Genomic DNA, 16,827 nt, shown 5'->3' on the forward strand with positions numbered 1-16,827 from the left:
CCACCGACGTGGAACGCACCATCTACTCCGAGGACCACCTGCAGTTCGGCTCGGCGGTCCGGGACTACCTGCAGAAGCAGGTGCTGCCGCACGCCGAGCAGTACATCGACGACAAGCTGATCGCCCGCGACGTGTGGCGCGGTCTCGGCGAGCAGGGCGTCCTCGGACTGGAGATCCCGGAGTCGTACGGCGGCGGCGAGGCGGACGACTACCGCTTCAACGCCATCGCGCAGGAGGAGCTGGCCAAGGTCTCGATGGCCTTCGCGAGCTCGGTGGGCATCGACTTCGACATCACCACGCCGTACATCGTGCGCCTGGGCACCGACGAGGCGAAGCAGCAGTGGCTGCCCGCCATCGCCGCCGGCGAGGCCGTGGCCGCGATTGGCATGACCGAGCCGTCCGCGGGTTCCGATCTGGCCGGGATCAAGTCCACGGCGGTGCGCAGCGGCGACGACTGGATCCTCAACGGTTCCAAGACCTTCATCACCAACGGCTACACCTGCGACGTCGCGGTGATCGCCGCGAAGACCAACCCGGAGGCCAAGGCCCGCGGCATCTCGCTGTTCGCCGTGGACTGCTCGCTGCCGGGCTTCGAGCGGGGCCGCAAGCTCGACAAGGTGGGTCAGCCCGAGGCCGACACCGCGGAGCTCTTCTACTCGGACCTGCGGGTCCCCGCCAGCGCCCTCATCGGCGAGGTGGACCGCGGTTTCTACCACATGATGGAGAAGCTGCCCCAGGAGCGCATCGGCTCCGCGGTGGGCAACGTGGCGCACGCCAAGCAGATCCTGGCCGAGACCATCGAGTACGCCCGCGAGCGCAAGGCCTTCGGCGCCTCGATCGGCTCGTTCCAGCACAACAAGTTCCTGCTGGCCGACCTGGTGACCCAGATCGAGATGGCGCAGGCCTACGTCGACCAGGCCGTGCTCGCGCACGCCGAGGGCACGCTGACCGCCGTCGACGCCGCGAAGGTCAAGTACATCTCCGCCGAGATCCAGAACAAGGTGCTGGACTCCTGCGTGCAGCTGCACGGCGGCTACGGCTACATGCGCGAGTACCGCGCCGCCCGCGCGTGGATGGACGCCCGCGTCACCCGCATCTGGGCCGGCTCGTCCGAGATCATGAAGGAGATCATCGGGCGCGACCTGGCGCTGTAATTTTCGACGACGAACGGCCGAGGTGCGCAGGGCGCGCCCCGGCCGTTCGTCGTTTCTCGGCGGGTACGACGGGTGCCACAGGGTTCCGGCCGCACGACTCTCGAATTCTGTCCGGATCGGACAGCATGTCCGAGCCGGACAGAATCCGAGAGCGCCGTGCGAGGCACCTCGGGCTCCCGCGGGGAGTCTTCACCGAGCATCGGATTGCCACCCACTGTCGAGGACGAAGTCCCCGCGGGAGGCGTCGACGCGGCCGGAACGACGAAGGGCACCGTCGGGATTCCCGACGGTGCCCTTCGAGCGTGAGTCCTACTGCGCGGCCTCGATCACCGAGATGATCTTCGGGCGCAGGTCGGCGGCGGCGATGATCTCGTCGACCGAGCCGACCTCCACGGCGCGACGGATGCTGTGCACCCCGTCGAACTCGGAGGCGACCTCGCCCAGCTTCTCGGCGCGGACGGAGCCCCGCACCTCGTCGAGCTCGGCGAGCAGCGCCGCGCGCTCGGTGCCAGTGGCCTCGGCGACCTGCGCCTCGAGGTCCTTGACCCGCGCGTCGTTGCCGGTGCGGGAGTTGACCTCGCCCGAGAACACCACCGCGGCCGCGGGGGCGCCGCCGAGCACCGAGGCGAAGGAGCCCTCGATGGCCAGCACCGTCATGTTCGGGTTCAGCTGCTTGCTGAACACCACGAACGCGCCGCCGTGGTACCGCGAGATCACGCAGAACACGATCGGGCCCGAGAAGTTGACGATCGCGCGGCCGATCTCGGCGCCGTACTCCAGCTGGAGCTTGCGCAGCGACTCCGGCGAACCGTCGAAGCCCGAGAGGTTGGCGAGCACGACCAGCGGCCGGTTGTCGCTCGCCGCGTTGATCGCGCGCGCCGCCTTCTTCGACGACTGCGGGAACAACGTGCCGGCGGTGTAGGTGTCCGGGCCGTCCGTCGCCGGGAAGCCCAGGCGCGGCACCGACTTCGACTCGATGCCGAGCAGGCAGACCGGGATGCCGCCGATGTGCACGTCCTGCACGACCGCGGTCTCGGCGTCGGCCATGCCGGCCCAGCGCTCGAGCACCTCGTGGTCCTGGTCGGACAGCGCGCGCATCACGGTGCGGATGTCGAAGGGCTTCTTGCGGTCCGGGTTCTTCTCCGCGGAGAAGATGTCGCCGACGGTCGTGAAGTCGCTGTCGGCGAGCACGTGCGGGAACGTCGTGATGTCGCGATCGGACGGGTCCGTGGTCGCGGCACGACGCGGCGCCTGCTCGCCGGGGGCGATGTAGGTGTGCGCGTAGTGCCCCATCAGGATCTGGTGCGCGCCCATGAGATCCGCCGCCCAGTACTGCGCCTGGCCGTTCGGGCCCATGATGCGGTCGTAGCCGCCGATGCCGAAGTTGTCCTCCGCCGAGACGCCGCCGGAGAAGTCCAGCGACTGCTTGCCGGTGAGCACCATCGCCGACTCCGGCGTCATGATCAGCACGCCCTTGGTGTGCATGAGCATCGTCGCCTCGGCGTTCCAGTACGGCTGCGCGCCCACGTTGATGCCCGCGGAGACGATGTTGATCTCGCCGCCCTGCTGCGTGAACTCGACGATCTTCTTCAGCGCCGCCGCGACCCAGTCCATGTTCTCGGTGCCCGAGTCCATCGAGATGCGGGCACCCGCGGAGAGCGCGTACCACTCGACGGGCAGCTCCATCCGGTGCGCGAGGTCGATCGCCGCGCTGATCCGGCGGCACTCCGCCTCGGCGAGCGCGCCCAGCGACTTGGTCGGATCGCCCAGCAGCAGAACGCGCTTGACGCCCTCCGGGTACAGCTCGGTCGCGGTCGAGATGACGCCGACCACGATGCCCGCGGTGTTGCGGCCCTTCGGCCGGTCGGTGGGCACCAGCACGTCGGCGATGTCGCCCTCGGCCAGCTCGTACTCGACGAAATCGCCCAGCGCGGCGGTCAGCTCGTACGGGTAGACGGTGTTGCGGCTCGCGGCGCGCAGCACCTTCTGGCGGTAGCCGTCGATCGGCTCGACGGTGTCCTCGACCGGCTCGCCGATGTGCAGGTCGGCACGACCGGTGGGGCTGAAGGACACCCGCACCTCGGTCTTGACGAGCTCGCCGGACGCCGCGTCGCGGCGACGGCCGATGAGCAGCACCTCCTCGAGGCCCGCGCCGACCGTGGTCGACCCGATGTGGCCGGCGAGCGCCTCCAGCTCCGCGTCGCTGAGGTCCACCGGCGGCCAGATGTACATGACGATCCGGTTGGTGGGCAGCCGCTTCGCGCTGGGGCGGGCGGCCTGTGCCCGGCGGATCGAGTCCACGCACGTGGCGAGCGCGATCTCCGCGGTCGGCAGCGCCAGCAGGCGGCCCTCGCCGTCGCGGACGGCGGCCAGGTCACGGACCTGGGCGAAGGCGACCAGGCGGTCATCGGCCGGGTTCTCCTTGGCGACCGCGCGGTAGAGGTACACCTCCTCGTCGTCCGACGAGGTGAGGCGCGTCAGGTCGAAGCGGCGAAGCCGCTCCAGCTGCATGCGCTGCGCGATGTACGGGTGCAGGCCGCGGATCAGGCGGTCCTCGACGACCCCGTTGGTCGCGGCGCGGAACGTGAAGTGGTGGTGCATGACCGCGCCGCCGCTGCCCGCGACGGTGATCGTCACGCGCCGGACCTGCGCCGGCAGCGGGTGCGCCGACAGCACGCTGTCGAAGGCCGCCACCATCTCGTCCTGGTCCTCGGGCTGCTGCTCCCAGCTGAGGTAGATATCGGCGTCGACCGACGCCGCGCCCTCCGCGACCTGCGCCAGCCCGGCGACCGCGTCGCTGAGCCCGTCGTAGGCCACGGCGGCGGAGGCGAGCAGGGCACCGTCGCGCTCGGCGACGACCCACTCCGTGCCCGCGACGTCCTGCGTGCGGACCTCGGCGAGGCCCTTGTTGCCGTAGTAGCGGCGGGTGAGGACCTCGAGCATGACCGCGTTGTCGGTGGGGTGATCCCCCGCCAGGCGCTCGCCCAGGAGCAGGACCAGCGGCTCGGTGCTGCGCACCATCTCCGCGACCCGGTCGGAACGGTCTGCGGCCGTGGGGTTCTGGTCGAGGTGCGTCAGGTGCGCACGGACCGCCGAGTACACGCCCTCGCGGTTGCCGCGCAGCAGCGGCTGACCGAACCAGGCGAAGACCACGCCGCGGGCGAGGTCGGCGATCACCGGGTAGCGCGACTGCGTCGCGTCCATGAGCCGCTCGAGCACGGCGCGCGCGTCGCCGCCCTCCTCGACCGACGGTGCCGGCTCGCGCAGCCACTTGCGCAGCAGCGCGGTGATGGCGCGGACGCCGACCTTGGGCCGCTGCTGCGCCAGGAAGACGCGGAAGACGGCCGACTCGAGGTCGGTCGTGCGGTCGAGCTCGGCGACGCCGTAGTGGCCGAGGGCCGCGGCGAGCTTGGCCCGGTAGGAGTCCGGCAGTCCGGCGCGGTCGGCGTCGAGGCTGCGGAGGTAGGTGTGGAAGTGCTCGCGGGGGCTGTGCACCTCGTCGTCCCCGCCCACCGAGCGGCGCAGGCCCAGCTCGGCGAGATCGGCGAAGACGCCGGCCAGCGCGAGCTCCGCGCCGGCGGGAGCGGCGCCCTCGAGCTCCGCGGCGACGCGGTCCACGAGGTACTCGTCGAGCAGACGGCTCTCGTCGGCCGGGTCGACGTCGTAGCCCAGCAGCTGGCTGCGCAGGGCGTCGCGGCCCGCGGCGGCGCGCTCGACGGCGCCCACCTGCGCGGGCTCCGCCGGCAGGTCGATGGGACCGGCGGCACTGCCGGCGGCCTCCTCGTCGCCGTCGCCGAGGGGCTCGAGGCGCAGCAGCGGCGCGCCCGCCTCGACCTGGCTGCCGACGGTGACCGCGCACTCCTTGAGGCGCGCCGAGAAGGGCGAGCGGAGCACCGTCTCCATCTTCATCGACTCGAGGACGAGGATCGGCGCACCGGCCTCGACCTCGTCGCCGACGGCGACCGGGACGGCGACCACGAGCGCCGGCGCGGGCGAGCGGACCACGCCGCCCTCGTCGCGGCTGACGCGGTGGGTGACGCCGTCCACGTCGACCACGTGGACGGGGCCGTGCGTGCCGGTGGTGAGCCGGTACCGGACGCCGTTGACCACGGCCTGGCCGGTGTGGTTGTCGAAGCGCTCCAGGTCGACGTCGGCGGTGCGGGTCTCCGCGCCGGTGTCGATGACGAGCCGGAAGTTGTGGGCGCCGGTGCGGGCGACGCGGACGCGGTAGCTCGCGCCGCGGAGCTTGAAGTCCAGCGGGGTGCCGCTCTCGTGCTGCACCTGCGGGCGGCCGCCCGACGCGGTCGTGAGCAGGCGGGTGAGCTCGGCGCGCTCCTCGTCCTCGTAGGCGTCGATCGCCGCGGAGGCCAGCGCCACCGACGTGTGGCGGTCGGCGACCAGGCGGCCCTCGCCGCGGACCCGGTCGATCCAGCCGGTGTCGGCGCTGCCGTCGATCACCTCGGGCTGGTTCAGCAGGTCGAGCACGAAGCTCTTGTTGGTGGCGCCGCCCTCGATGATGACGCGGGTCTCGTTCATGGCGCGGCGCAGGCGGCCGAGCGCCTGGTCGCGGTCGCTGCCGTACGCGATGACCTTGGCGATCATCGAGTCGAAGTCGGCGGGGATGGTGTCGCCCTGGGAGACGCCCGTGTCGATGCGGATGCCGGGGCCCGCGGGCAGGTCCAGCAGCGCGATGCGGCCGGGGGCGGGCGCGAAGTCGCGGTCCGGATCCTCGGCGTTGAGGCGGGCCTCGATGGCGTGGCCGCGCTCGACGGGGCGCTCGCCGTCGAGCTTGCCGCCCGAGGCGACGTGCAGCTGCGCGCGGACCAGGTCGAAGTCGTTGGTGACCTCGGTGATCGGGTGCTCCACCTGGAGGCGGGTGTTCACCTCGAGGAAGGCGAGCAGGTCGTCGCCCGGGTGGTAGAGGAACTCGACGGTGGCGGCGCCGCGGTAGCCGACCTTGATGGCGAGGCGCTCCGCGGACTCCTTGAGCCGCTGCACCTGCTCGGGGCCGAGCACCGGGGAGGCGGACTCCTCGATGACCTTCTGGTTGCGGCGCTGCACGGAGCAGTCGCGCACGCCGAGGGCCCACGCGGCCTCGCCGTCGGAGATGACCTGCACCTCGACGTGGCGGGCACCGGTGACCAGGCGCTCGAGGAAGACGACGCCGCTGCCGAAGGCGCGCTCGGCCTCGTCGCGGGTGCGCAGGTAGGCGTCCTCGAGATCGGCGTCCGAGGCGACCATGCGGATGCCGCGACCGCCGCCGCCGGCGGTGGCCTTGAGCATGAGGGGGTAGCCGATGTCCTTGGCCTTGGCCTTGGCGTCCTCGAGCGTCTCGACGGGGCCGCGGCTCCACGGCGCGACGGGGACGCCGACCTCCTCGGCGATCAGCTTGGCGCCGATCTTGTCGCCGAGCTGCCGCATCGCCTCGGGGCTCGGGCCGACGAAGGTCACGCCGACCTCGGCGCACTTCTCCGCGAAGACGGGATCCTCGGCGACGAAGCCCCAGCCGACCCACGCCGCGTCGGCGCCGGTCTCCTGCAGGGCCGTGCCGAGCAGCTCGTAGTTGAGGTACGGCCGCGCAGCGGCAGGCCCCAGGTCGTACGCGATGTCGGCCTCGCGGACGAAGGTCGCAGTGCGGTCGACGTCGGTGTAGAGGGCGACGGTCTCGATCTGCTGCCCGGTCTCGGCGGCCAGGTCGCGGACCGCGTGGATGAGGCGCATCGCGGCCTCACCTCGGTTCACGATGGCGATTCGGCTGAACACTCGCTTGTTCCCTTTCGGCTCTATCCGGTGCGCGACTCGGTCCCTACCGGACCGTCGCGCTCTTCAGTTCTCTCGATCACCGCGAACGCCGCCGCGGTGTCACCGTCGTGGGTGAGTGACACATGGATCGTCGCACCCGGCCCGAGATCGGCCGCTATGCGGCCGTACACCCGTACCGCCGGGCGTCCCCAAGCATCGGAGACCACCTCCACCTCCCGCGCGCCGACCTCCTTCTCGGCCGGCCGCTGGGCGTAGAAGCCCGACGAGAACGCCTTGAAGACGGCCTCTTTGGCCGCCCACCGGGCGGCCAGAGAGCGCACGTCGCCCGCGGCGTCCCGTCGTTCGGCGGGACTGAACGACGAGAGCATCGTGGTCCCGGGTTGCGCGAGTTGCTCCGCGAACCCGGGCACGTGCACCACGTCGATCCCGACTCCCACCACGGCCATGGCGGAAGCCTATCGGGCTACCGGCATCCGTCGGCGCAGTACGTGCCGTCGGGTCCCAGCCGCACGGCCTCGTCGAGCAGCAGGGCCGCCTCGGTCCGGTCCGTCGCCTCCGAGGTCGCGTCGGCACCGAAGCGCCGGCCCGCCGGGGGCTTGCGGTACAGGCCCGACCGGCCGCACATCGCCGAGAGCACCGCGCGCCGACCCGCGACCTCGCGCTCCCGCGCCGCCGCCAGGTACTCGGCGCGCGCCGCCGGGTCGAGCGAGGCCAGGAAGGCGTCGCGGTGCACGACCGCGATGAGGCCCGAGACGTGGCCGAAGCCGAGCGAGGTCAGCAGGCCCGCCTTGGGACGGAAGCCCTCGTCGAACCGGTGCGTCTCCCGCAGCCAGACGAGGTGCGGGAACTTCCGCATCTCGTCGTCGACGCAGTCGAGGCTGCGGTTCGGCGGGAGCACCTGCTCGTTGAGCATCTGGCACATGCCGATCAGCTGGAAGGCGGCGGCGCCGCCCTTGGCGTGACCCGTCAGCGACTTCTGCGAGACCACGAACATCGGGGCGCCCTCGGAGCGACCGATCGACGCGGCGATCCGCTCGTGCAGGTTCGCCTCGTTCGGGTCGTTCGCGTTGGTCGACGTGTCGTGCTTGCTGATGATCGAGACGTCGTCCGCCGCGACACCCAGCTGCCGCAGGCTGCGGGCCATCGGGGCCTCCGGGCCGCCGGCGGCCACGGACAGCGCGCCCATGCCCGGCGCCGGGATGGAGGTGTGCACGCCGTCGCCGAAGCTCTGCGCCCAGGCCACCACGCCGAGCACTGGCAGGCCCATCTTCGCCGCGACGTCGCCGCGGGCCAGGAGGACGGTGCCGCCGCCGTTCGACTCGACGAAGCCGCCGCGACGGCGGTCGTTGGCGCGGGAGAAGCGGCGCGGGCTGATGCCCTTGGCCAGCATCTTCTCGCTGTCCGCGGTGGCCTGCATCATGCCGAAGCCGGTGATGCCCTCGATCGACAGGTCGTCGAAGCCGCCGGTCACCGCGAACAGGGCCTTGCCGACCTTGATCTTGTCGACGCCCTCCTCGACCGAGACCGCCGCCGTGGCGCAGGCCGCCACGGGGTGGATCATCGCGCCGTAGCTGCCGATGTAGCTCTGCACGACGTGCGCGGCGACGACATTCGGCAGGGCCTCCTGCAGGATGTCGTTCTGGTTCGGCTCGCCCAGCAGGGTGTTGATGAACAGGTCGCGCATCGAGCTCATGCCGCCCATGCCCGTGCCCTGCGTGTTGGCGACGTGCGAGGGGTGCACGTACTCCATCAGCTCGGCCGGCTCGAAGCCCGCGGAGATGAAGGCGTCGACGGTGGCGACCAGGTTCCACAGGGCCAGGCGGTCGACCGACTCGATCATCTCGGGCGTGATGCCCCAGTGCGTGGGGTCGAAGCCGTCCGGGATCTGCCCGCCGACGCTGCGCAGCAGCTTGGTGCGGCGCGGCACGCGGATCTCGGTGCCGGCCTTGCGGGTGATCCGCCACTCCCCCGTCTCCATCGGCACGGCGACGGTGTTCTCCGGATCGGCGTCGACGAAGGCGCGGGCCTCCGCCTCGTTCGCCACCACGAAGGACATGTCCTCGGGCAGGAAGACGGACACCAGCAGCGGAGCCGTCTGGTCGATGATGTCGCCGTCGTCGCTGAACTCGCGGATGCCGCAGCGCTCCACGACCGCGTCGTGGTACTTGTCGGCCAGCTCGGCCTCGGGCACCAGGTCGCCCGACTCGGCGTCGTACCAGCCCGGCTCCGGGTCGTTCTCCCAGGTGATCATGCCGGTCACCCAGGCGAGCTCGGCGACGCCCGCGGCGGAGAGCCGCTCGTCGACCTCCATCTCGAAGCGGGTGCGCGAGCTGCCGTACGGGCCGACCTCGCCGGCGCCGACGATGACGACCATGTCCTCGGGCCGGGCCGCGATGGCGTCCCAGTCCGGCTCGCGCAGCGTGGCGACCGGGGCACCGGGGAGGGCCGCGATGGTGCCCTCGTCCTCGGCCTCGGCGGCCTCGGCGAGGCGGGCCTCCATGGCCTGCTCGGCGAGCGCCTTCATGTCCAGGTTCACACCGCCCAGGCCGCCGGTGAGGTCGTCGAACAGCGGGGCCGTCGCGGCCCGCTCCCGCGCCTCGGCGCTGGCGTTCGCGAGCAGCTTGTCGGCCATCTCGAAGGTCGACCAGGTGCGCACGCCGGCCGCCTCGACGGCCTCGACCAGCGGGTCGTTGCCGCCCATGAGGCCCGTGCCACGGACCCAGCCGATGATCGCGTGGGCCAGGGTGACCCGCTCCGACCAGGACTTCTCGGCGTTCCAGCGGGTGACGAGGGCGTCCAGGGAGGCCTTCGACTCGCCGTAGGCGCCGTCGCCGCCGAACATGCCGCGGTTCGGGGAGCCCGGGAGCACGACGTGCAGCCGCGAGGCCAGGTCGGTGTCCTTGCCGATGGCGGCGAGGCCGGCGATGAGCCGCTCGACCGACCACAGCAGGATCTTCATCTCGAGCTCGGCGCGCGGCCCGGCGTCCGACATGTCGCCCGAGACGCGGGGCGCCGCGAACGGGAACAGCATCGTCGGGACCAGGGCCTCCTTGTGGACCGTGGTGTACGGGCCCACGGTCTCGGCCTGGCGCTCACCGATCCACTCGACGAGCCCGTCGACGTCGGCGTAGCTCGCCATGTTCGCCGGGACGATCCACAGGGCGGCGTCGGTCCGGGCGCTGGTGCGGTACAGCTCCTTGAAGAAGTCGAGGCGCTTGTCGTCGAGCCGGCTGGTCGTCGCGATCACCGTCGCGCCGCCCGCGAGCAGGCGCGCGGCCACGGCCGCGGCGATCGACCCGGCGGAGGCGCCCGTGACGACGGCGACCTCACCCGCGTAGACGCCCGGCTCCGGGCTGCTCTTGGCCAGGCCGGAGAGGAAGGCGTACGCCCGGGCGTGCTCGGTGCGGCCGGCCTCGGTGGCCTTCTTCTCCCACCACTGCGCCTGGTCCTGCAGCGCCTTGCCGGCGCCCTTGGCGGTCTCCAGGATGTGCTTGCTGTAGGTCGGGAAGGTCGCCGGGTCCATGTTCCACACGCGGAGCAGGTCCTCGCGGGCGCTGGCCCAGCGGTCGTCGATGAGGACGGCCTTGTTGGCGTCGAACGCCGGCGCGACCGCGTTCGCCCAGTCGTCGCCCAGCTCGGTGGCGATCAGCGCAGCGAGCCGCTCCGACTCGTCGTCGAGCGAGGGCAGTCCGCCCTCGACGGTCCCCAGGCCCAGCTTCTGCAGCAGCACGCGGGCCGACGTGGCGAGCGCGCCGTCCTCCCCCGTGATCGCGGAGGTGAACTCGGCGAGCGCCGCGGCGTCGACCGTCGCGCCGCCGCCCCCGCCGCCGGCGGAGGGCTTGCCGACGGGCACGCCCTGCGCGGCGCCGACCTCGGCGACCGCGCGGTCGATCAGCGCGTCGAGCGCGGCCGCGTTGGAGACGGCACCGTCGAGCAGCGTCGCGAGGTCGCCGCCGCGGACCGACGCGCCCTCGCGGGTGCCGGTGGCCAGTGCGAGCACGGTGTGCTGGGCCCAGCCCGGGCCGAGCTCCCACGTGCCGGTGACGTACTCGGTGATGTAGTTCGGGCGCTTGCCGGTGGAGCCCAGCAGCTTGCGCAGCTGGTTGCCGACGGTCTCCGAGAGCACCGGGCCGAGCGGCTTGTAGGTGCGCGCCAGCTTGGTGACGGTGCCGGCCAGCGTGGGCAGGTCGGCCTCCGCGGCACCGTCGATGGCGCCGAGGTTGAGCTCGCTGCCCAGGTCGAGGAGCAGCTGGTTGCGGCGCGAGCTCACGCCGTCGCACAGCGTCTCGATGGTGTCGGTCTTCTCCAGCTGGTCCGGACGCATCTTGGTCCAGATCGCGATCATGGCGCGGGTGGCGTCCGCGGCGTCGAAGCCGAGGTCGGCCGGGCGGGGGCCGCCCGACGGTGCGCTCGCCACCGGTGCGGCAGCGGGTGCTGCGGCCGGGGCGGCAGCGGCGGGCGCCGCGGCCTCGGCGGGCGCGTCGGTGCCCTCGTCCTCCTCCACGTCCTCGTCGGTCGCGAAGACCTTCGCGGCGTCGCGCTCAGCGTTGAGCACCGTCGCGGCGGCGCGCTGGTACGAGGCCAGGGCCAGGGTGCGGCTGGCGAGGTTCGCCAGCGTCGGGGCGGACGCGAGGCCCACCTCGATGAACCGCTCGACGCCCAGGCCGCCGTGGTCGGTGTCGATGAGCAGCTGATCCTGCGTCTCGATCCACCGGACCGGGCTGGCGAACTGCCACGCCAGCAGCTCGATGAGCAGCGTGCGGGCCGTGGCCATCGGGTTCGCGGCGGCCGCGTCCCAGTCGGCGACGAGCTCACGCACCGGCTCGCTGGGCACCACGTCGAGGATCGAGACCGCGAAGTCGGCGGTCAGCTCGAACGGGCGGGCGACCAGGTTCGGCAGGTACTTGCCGACGAGCTTGGTGTAGTCGAACTCGGCGGGCACCAGCTCCTGCAGGCGCGCGGCGAACTCCGGCACGCCGTCGCGCAGGACCGAGGAGTGGAACGGGATGTCGATGCCCGGCACCAGCTGGAAGGCCTTCGGGCTGCCCGTGCGCTCGGCGATCGCCTTCTCCAGCGCGTCGAGCCCGGCCTGGTTGCCGACCACGACGTACTGCGCGCCGCGCAGGTTGAGGTTGACGATCTCGGCGAACTCGTCCGCGCCCTCGAGGTTGCCCTCGACCCAGTCGGAGATCTCGGCGTCGTCGACGTCGAACAGCTCCGGGCGGAGCGCGGCCATCGCGTAGGGGCTGCGGCCCTGCTCGTCACGGGGCACCAGCTGCTGCATGATGCGGCCGCGGTGGAAGACGGTCTCGAGGATCGTGCCGAGCGGCAGCACGCCGGCGGAGGCCAGCGCGTTGTACTCGCCCACGGAGTGGCCGGCGATGATCGGATCGTCCACGCGGGCGCCGATCTCGGTGAGCTCGGCGAGCTGCGCGCAGGCGACGGTCGCCATCGCGACCTGGGTGAATTCCGTCAGGTACAGCACACCGTCGGGGTGGGTGTAGACGGTGCCGTTCGCGCGGATCGACAGCGGGTTGTCGCGGACCACGGCGAGGATGGAGAAGCCCAGGTTCTCGCGGGTGTGCGCGTCCGCGGCGTCCCAGACCTCGCGGGCGGCCTTGCTGCGCGAGCGCTGGTTCAGGCCCATGCCCTTGCCCTGGATGCCCTGGCCCGGGAAGACGTACGCGGTGACGGCCGGGAAGGCCACGGCCGACGCGGCCATCACGAGATCGTCGCCGACCCGCGCGGTGACCTCGAGCAGCTCGCCGCCGCGGTCGATGCCGACGCGCTCGACGGTGAACTGCACCTCGTCGCCCGGGAGGACCATGCCGAGGAAGCGCGTGGTCCAGCCGCGGATCTTGCGGTGCATGACGTCGCCGTTGGAGGCGGAGGCCACCTGCTGCGCGGCGGCCGAGAGCCACATGCCGTGGACGATCGGGCCGGGCAGGCCGGCCAGGCTGGCGGCGACCTGCGACGTGTGGATCGGGTTGTGGTCGCCGGAGACGGCGGCGAAGCCGCTCATGTCCTGCGGGGCGTTGACGACGGCCTGGCGGAGTCGCTTGCGCGGGGTCTCGGTGGCGGTCTCGCCGCGCGCGCCGCCCGCGGGCTGCGGGTCGGCCAGCTCGGCGGCGCCGGTGCGGCCGCGGATCGCGAAGCGCTCGGTCATGACGACCGCCGGGGCGTCGGCGCCCGGGGCGCGGACGTCGATGCCGACGGTGACCACGGTGCCGATGTCGGTGGCGGTCACGTCCTCGAGGCGCGCGGTCGCGCGGTACGCGCCCGGCGTCGGGTTCGCGGCCAGCTCGATCGCGTGGTCGAGGTGCACCAGGTCGAGCATGCCCTCGACGACGGGGCGGCCCTCGGCGGTGGTGGCGGCGCCGACCACGGCGAAGGACGCGGGCCAGCACAGGCCGACGAAGGCGTCCGGCACGGCCAGCTGCTCGTCGCCGTACAGGGCCGACAGGCCGACGGGAAGGCTGTCCGCGGTGATCGCCGCGTGGTCGGCGGCGTCCTCGGCGCGGAACTCGAAGTCGATGGTCGCGGCGCCGTCGGACACGGCGGGCAGGTCGCCCGCGGCGGCGAGAGCCACCAGCTTCGACATGGACTCGCTGGCCGCGCCGAGCTCGATGACGGGCACGCCGCCGTCGGCGCAGCTGTCCGGGACCTGGATCGGGATGACGAGATCGGTACCCGACACCGGGATCTCCAGGACGACGGAGTTCGCGCCCGTCACGCGCAGGCGGGCGCCGGTGGCGGCCTGCAGGGCGGAGTCACCGTCGGCCTCGACGGTCCAGGTGCTGCCGGCGCCCAGGCGGGCGATCGGGCTGTGCACGAGGCGGCCGGCCCACAGGATGTTCGTGGCGGCCAGGGCCCGCGCGAGCGGCACGGACTGGACGCCCGGCACGACGCGGCGGCCGGCGACGGCCTCCGCGACGACGCCCTCGCCGAGGCGGCGGCGGACCAACTCGGCCTCGAAGCGGTTGAGCAGGTCGCCGACGGGCTCGTCGACGCGGGTGATGCCGGCGACGGCCTCCGGGCCGGGGATGATGCACACCTCGTCGGCCGAGTAGCGCGGCGAGTGCGCCTGCCACAGCGAGTCGGAGCGCCACCAGCGGCGGACGTCCTTGTCGACGACGGGCACGAAGTTCACCGGCTTGCCGGGGGTACGGCACAGCGAGACGAAGAAGGGCACGTCGGCCGGGTGCAGGCGGGTGTCGGCCGCCTCCGGGTAGCGCTGCAGCAGCCGATCGAGCGCCGCGTAGGCGTCGTCGGTCGCGGTGACGTCCGCGAAGCCGGTCTCGATGGGACCGCGGTCCTCGGGCGCGAGGCGCGCCTCGGCGCGGTGCAGCATCGACAGGAAGCGGTCCTGGTGGGTGATGTCCAGCCAGCCGTAGTCGCCGAAGCGGCTCGCGTCGGCGTCGGCGAGCTGCTCGCGGGTGCCGACCGAGAGCTCGAGGTAGCGCTCGAGCCACTGCGCGTAGGTCATCGCGTCGGCGTCACCGAAGTAGGGCTTGGCGGTGCCGGCCATCGCGGAGACGATCTCGTCGCGGCGCTCGGCCACGGCGTCGCCGTCACCGGCGACCTCGTCGAGCAGGCGGCCGCACGCGGAGGCGGTGTTGTCGATCTCGTGGATGTCGGCGCCCAGCTGGCTGCGGCCCGACGCCATGCCGCCGCCGGCGTGGCCGGCGCCGATCCAGGCGGGGGTGCCGGGGATCTCGGCGAGCAGGCGCTTGACGTCGTCCGACGTCGTGGCCTCGAGCGTCGCCATCGCGGCGGTGCCGACGAGGATGCCGTCGACGGGCATCGCGGGGGCGCCGTACTTGCGCGACCACTCGCCGGAGAGGTACTGGGCCGCCAGCTCGGGCGTGCCGATGCCGCCGCCGACCGCGAGGACGACGTTGTTGCGGTCGCGCAGCTCGGCGTAGGTCACGAGCAGCAGCTCGTCGAGGTCCTCCCAGGAGTGGTGGCCGCCGGCCTTACCGCCCTCGACGTGCACGATCACGGGGAACTGCGGGACCTCGGCGGCGATGCGCGCCACCTGGCGGATCTGCTCGACGGTGCCCGGCTTGAAGGCGACGTGCCGCATGCCGGCCTCGGTGAGCTCCTCGACGAGGGCCGTGGCCTCCTCCAGCTCGGGGATGCCGGCCGTGATGATCACGCCGTCGAGCGGGGCGCCCGCGGCGCGGGCCTTCTGCACGATGCGCTTGCCGCCGAGCTGCAGCTTCCACAGGTACGGGTCGAGGAAGAGCGAGTTGAACTGCGCGGCGCGGCCCGGCTCGAGGAGCGCGGTCAGCTTCTCGACGTTGTCGGCGAAGATCGGCTCGGTCACCTGGCCACCGCCCGCCAGCTCGGCCCAGTGGCCGGCATTGGCGGCCGCGGCGACGATGCCGGGATCGACGGTGGTCGGGGTCATGCCGGCGAGCAGGATGGGGCTGCGGCCGGTGAGCTCGGTGAAGCGGGTGGACAGCACGGTGCGGCCGTCGGGCAGGGTCACCAGGCGCGGCGAGAACTCCGACCAGGCGAGCGGGAGCTCCGGCACGCCGCCGGGCGAGAAGAGGTTGCGGGCGCCGCGCAGCGTGGTGGCGGGCACGAGGCCGACGCCGCGGCCGCGTGCGGGGGCTGCGGAGAGCTTGGTGGCGATGTCCTCGGGGCCGAGGTCGATCAGCCAGCGGGCGCCCTTGCCGATCGCGCCGTCGACCTCGTCGACCCAGTCCACGGGCTCCACGAGGACGGCCGCGGCGAGGCGGGCGGCGGTGGCGGCGTCGAGGCCGCAGCGCTCGGCCCACTCCGTGACCAGGCCGACGCCGTCGGCGAGGGCGGGGTGGTGGAAGCCGATGTCGACCGCGACGTCCTCGAACTTCGGCGCGAAGGCGGCGCCGCCGGTGAGCTTCTCCTTGCGCTGCTCCTCCTCGGCCTCGGCGACGGACTCGCAGAACTCGCGGAAGCCGGCGAGCAGCTTCGGGGTGCCGGTGAGCACGAAGGAGTTGCGGTTGTTGCGCACAGCGAGCACGGGGCCGCAGGCGTCGAAGGCGACGGTGGCGGTGAAGTCGGCGAGCAGCTTCTCGAGCTTGTCCCGGCGGACGCCGGTGACCGCCATCATCGGGGTGGCGCCGCCGAGGGCGACGAGGCCCTTGCGGCGGGCGACGACGCGGCCCGCGGCGCCGATGAGGCGCGCGATGGCGAGGAGGTCACCCTCGTTGCCGCGCGAGGCGAAGGCGGAGACGGCGAGCAGGCCCTGCGAGTGGCCGATGGCGGCGACGGGCGGCACGTCCCACGGGTCGAGGCCCTGGGCCTCGAGGCCGTACAGGGCGACGAGCTGCGCGAACAGCACGCCGGGCACGGAGAAGACGGCACCGTCGACCTGCGGGGCGAGCAGCCGGCGCGCCGACGGACCCGCGGCGGCCTGCGCCTGGTCCTCGTCCTCGTCGGTGGTCTCGGCCTCGGAGGCGGCGATCGAGGCGTCGCGCCAGCGCATCGGGTCGAAGGTCAGGGCCTGCGCCCGGAGCAGCTCGGCGCGGACGGGCTCGAGCACGCTGTCGGCGCGCGCGACGAAGCCGTCGAAGAGGTCGCGGTACTCGGGATCGTCGGCCAGGCCGGTCTGCTCCAGGAGCGAGACCAGACCGGGCAGCCAGGGGCCGCCCTGGCCGCCGAAGGTGAGCGCGTACTGCTCCCCCGCTGCCAACCTGTCCACCAGCGCGTCGTTGCTTCGCGGTCCCTTGGCGGTGCGTGCATTGGCGGTGACGAAGTCGTCGACAGTCATGAATCTCCTCGGATCAGCTCGCTGCGCGCCGCTATGACGGCACGTCCGCGGCAGGCCCGCGGAAAACCCGTATTCCATGAGACCACAGGATTCGCACTACCTCTGACGTGCAGATATGTAACCAGTCGGTATACCGGCGAGTAGCTTGGA

4 protein-coding genes are annotated in these 16,827 nt (G+C 72.6%); 1 reads left to right on the forward strand and 3 read right to left on the reverse strand.

What is annotated here, in order from left to right; translation table 11 throughout:
* The first annotated feature begins 8 nt into the window (after positions 1-8).
* Complete coding sequence (locus ACLQ3K_RS20850) at positions 9-1,154, forward strand: acyl-CoA dehydrogenase family protein (RefSeq protein WP_426001384.1); 1,146 nt, start codon at positions 9-11, stop codon at positions 1,152-1,154.
* Positions 1,155-1,463: 309 nt separating this feature from the next.
* Here the strand turns inward: ACLQ3K_RS20850 and ACLQ3K_RS20855 are convergent, their stop codons facing one another.
* Genes ACLQ3K_RS20855 through ACLQ3K_RS20865 form a run of 3 tightly spaced genes read right to left on the reverse strand, consistent with a single transcriptional unit; the run spans position 1,464 to position 16,677 of the window.
* Positions 1,464-6,917 carry a carboxyl transferase domain-containing protein gene (locus tag ACLQ3K_RS20855; protein ID WP_426001385.1) on the reverse strand — a complete coding sequence of 1,818 codons (5,454 nt, stop codon included), beginning with the start codon at positions 6,915-6,917 and terminating at the stop codon, positions 1,464-1,466.
* A 20-nt stretch (positions 6,918-6,937) separates the two neighbouring features.
* Complete coding sequence (locus ACLQ3K_RS20860; RefSeq protein WP_224646315.1) at positions 6,938-7,363, reverse strand: holo-ACP synthase AcpS; 426 nt, start codon at positions 7,361-7,363, stop codon at positions 6,938-6,940.
* A gap of 17 nt (positions 7,364-7,380) precedes the next feature.
* Positions 7,381-16,677, reverse strand: a complete 9,297-nt coding sequence (locus ACLQ3K_RS20865; RefSeq protein WP_426001387.1) for a fatty acid synthase subunit beta domain-containing protein — start codon at positions 16,675-16,677, stop codon at positions 7,381-7,383.
* Positions 16,678-16,827: the final 150 nt, after the last annotated feature.

The sequence above is a fragment of the Tsukamurella sp. DT100 genome, assembly GCF_049844855.1.
Lineage (GTDB): Bacteria > Actinomycetota > Actinomycetes > Mycobacteriales > Mycobacteriaceae > Tsukamurella.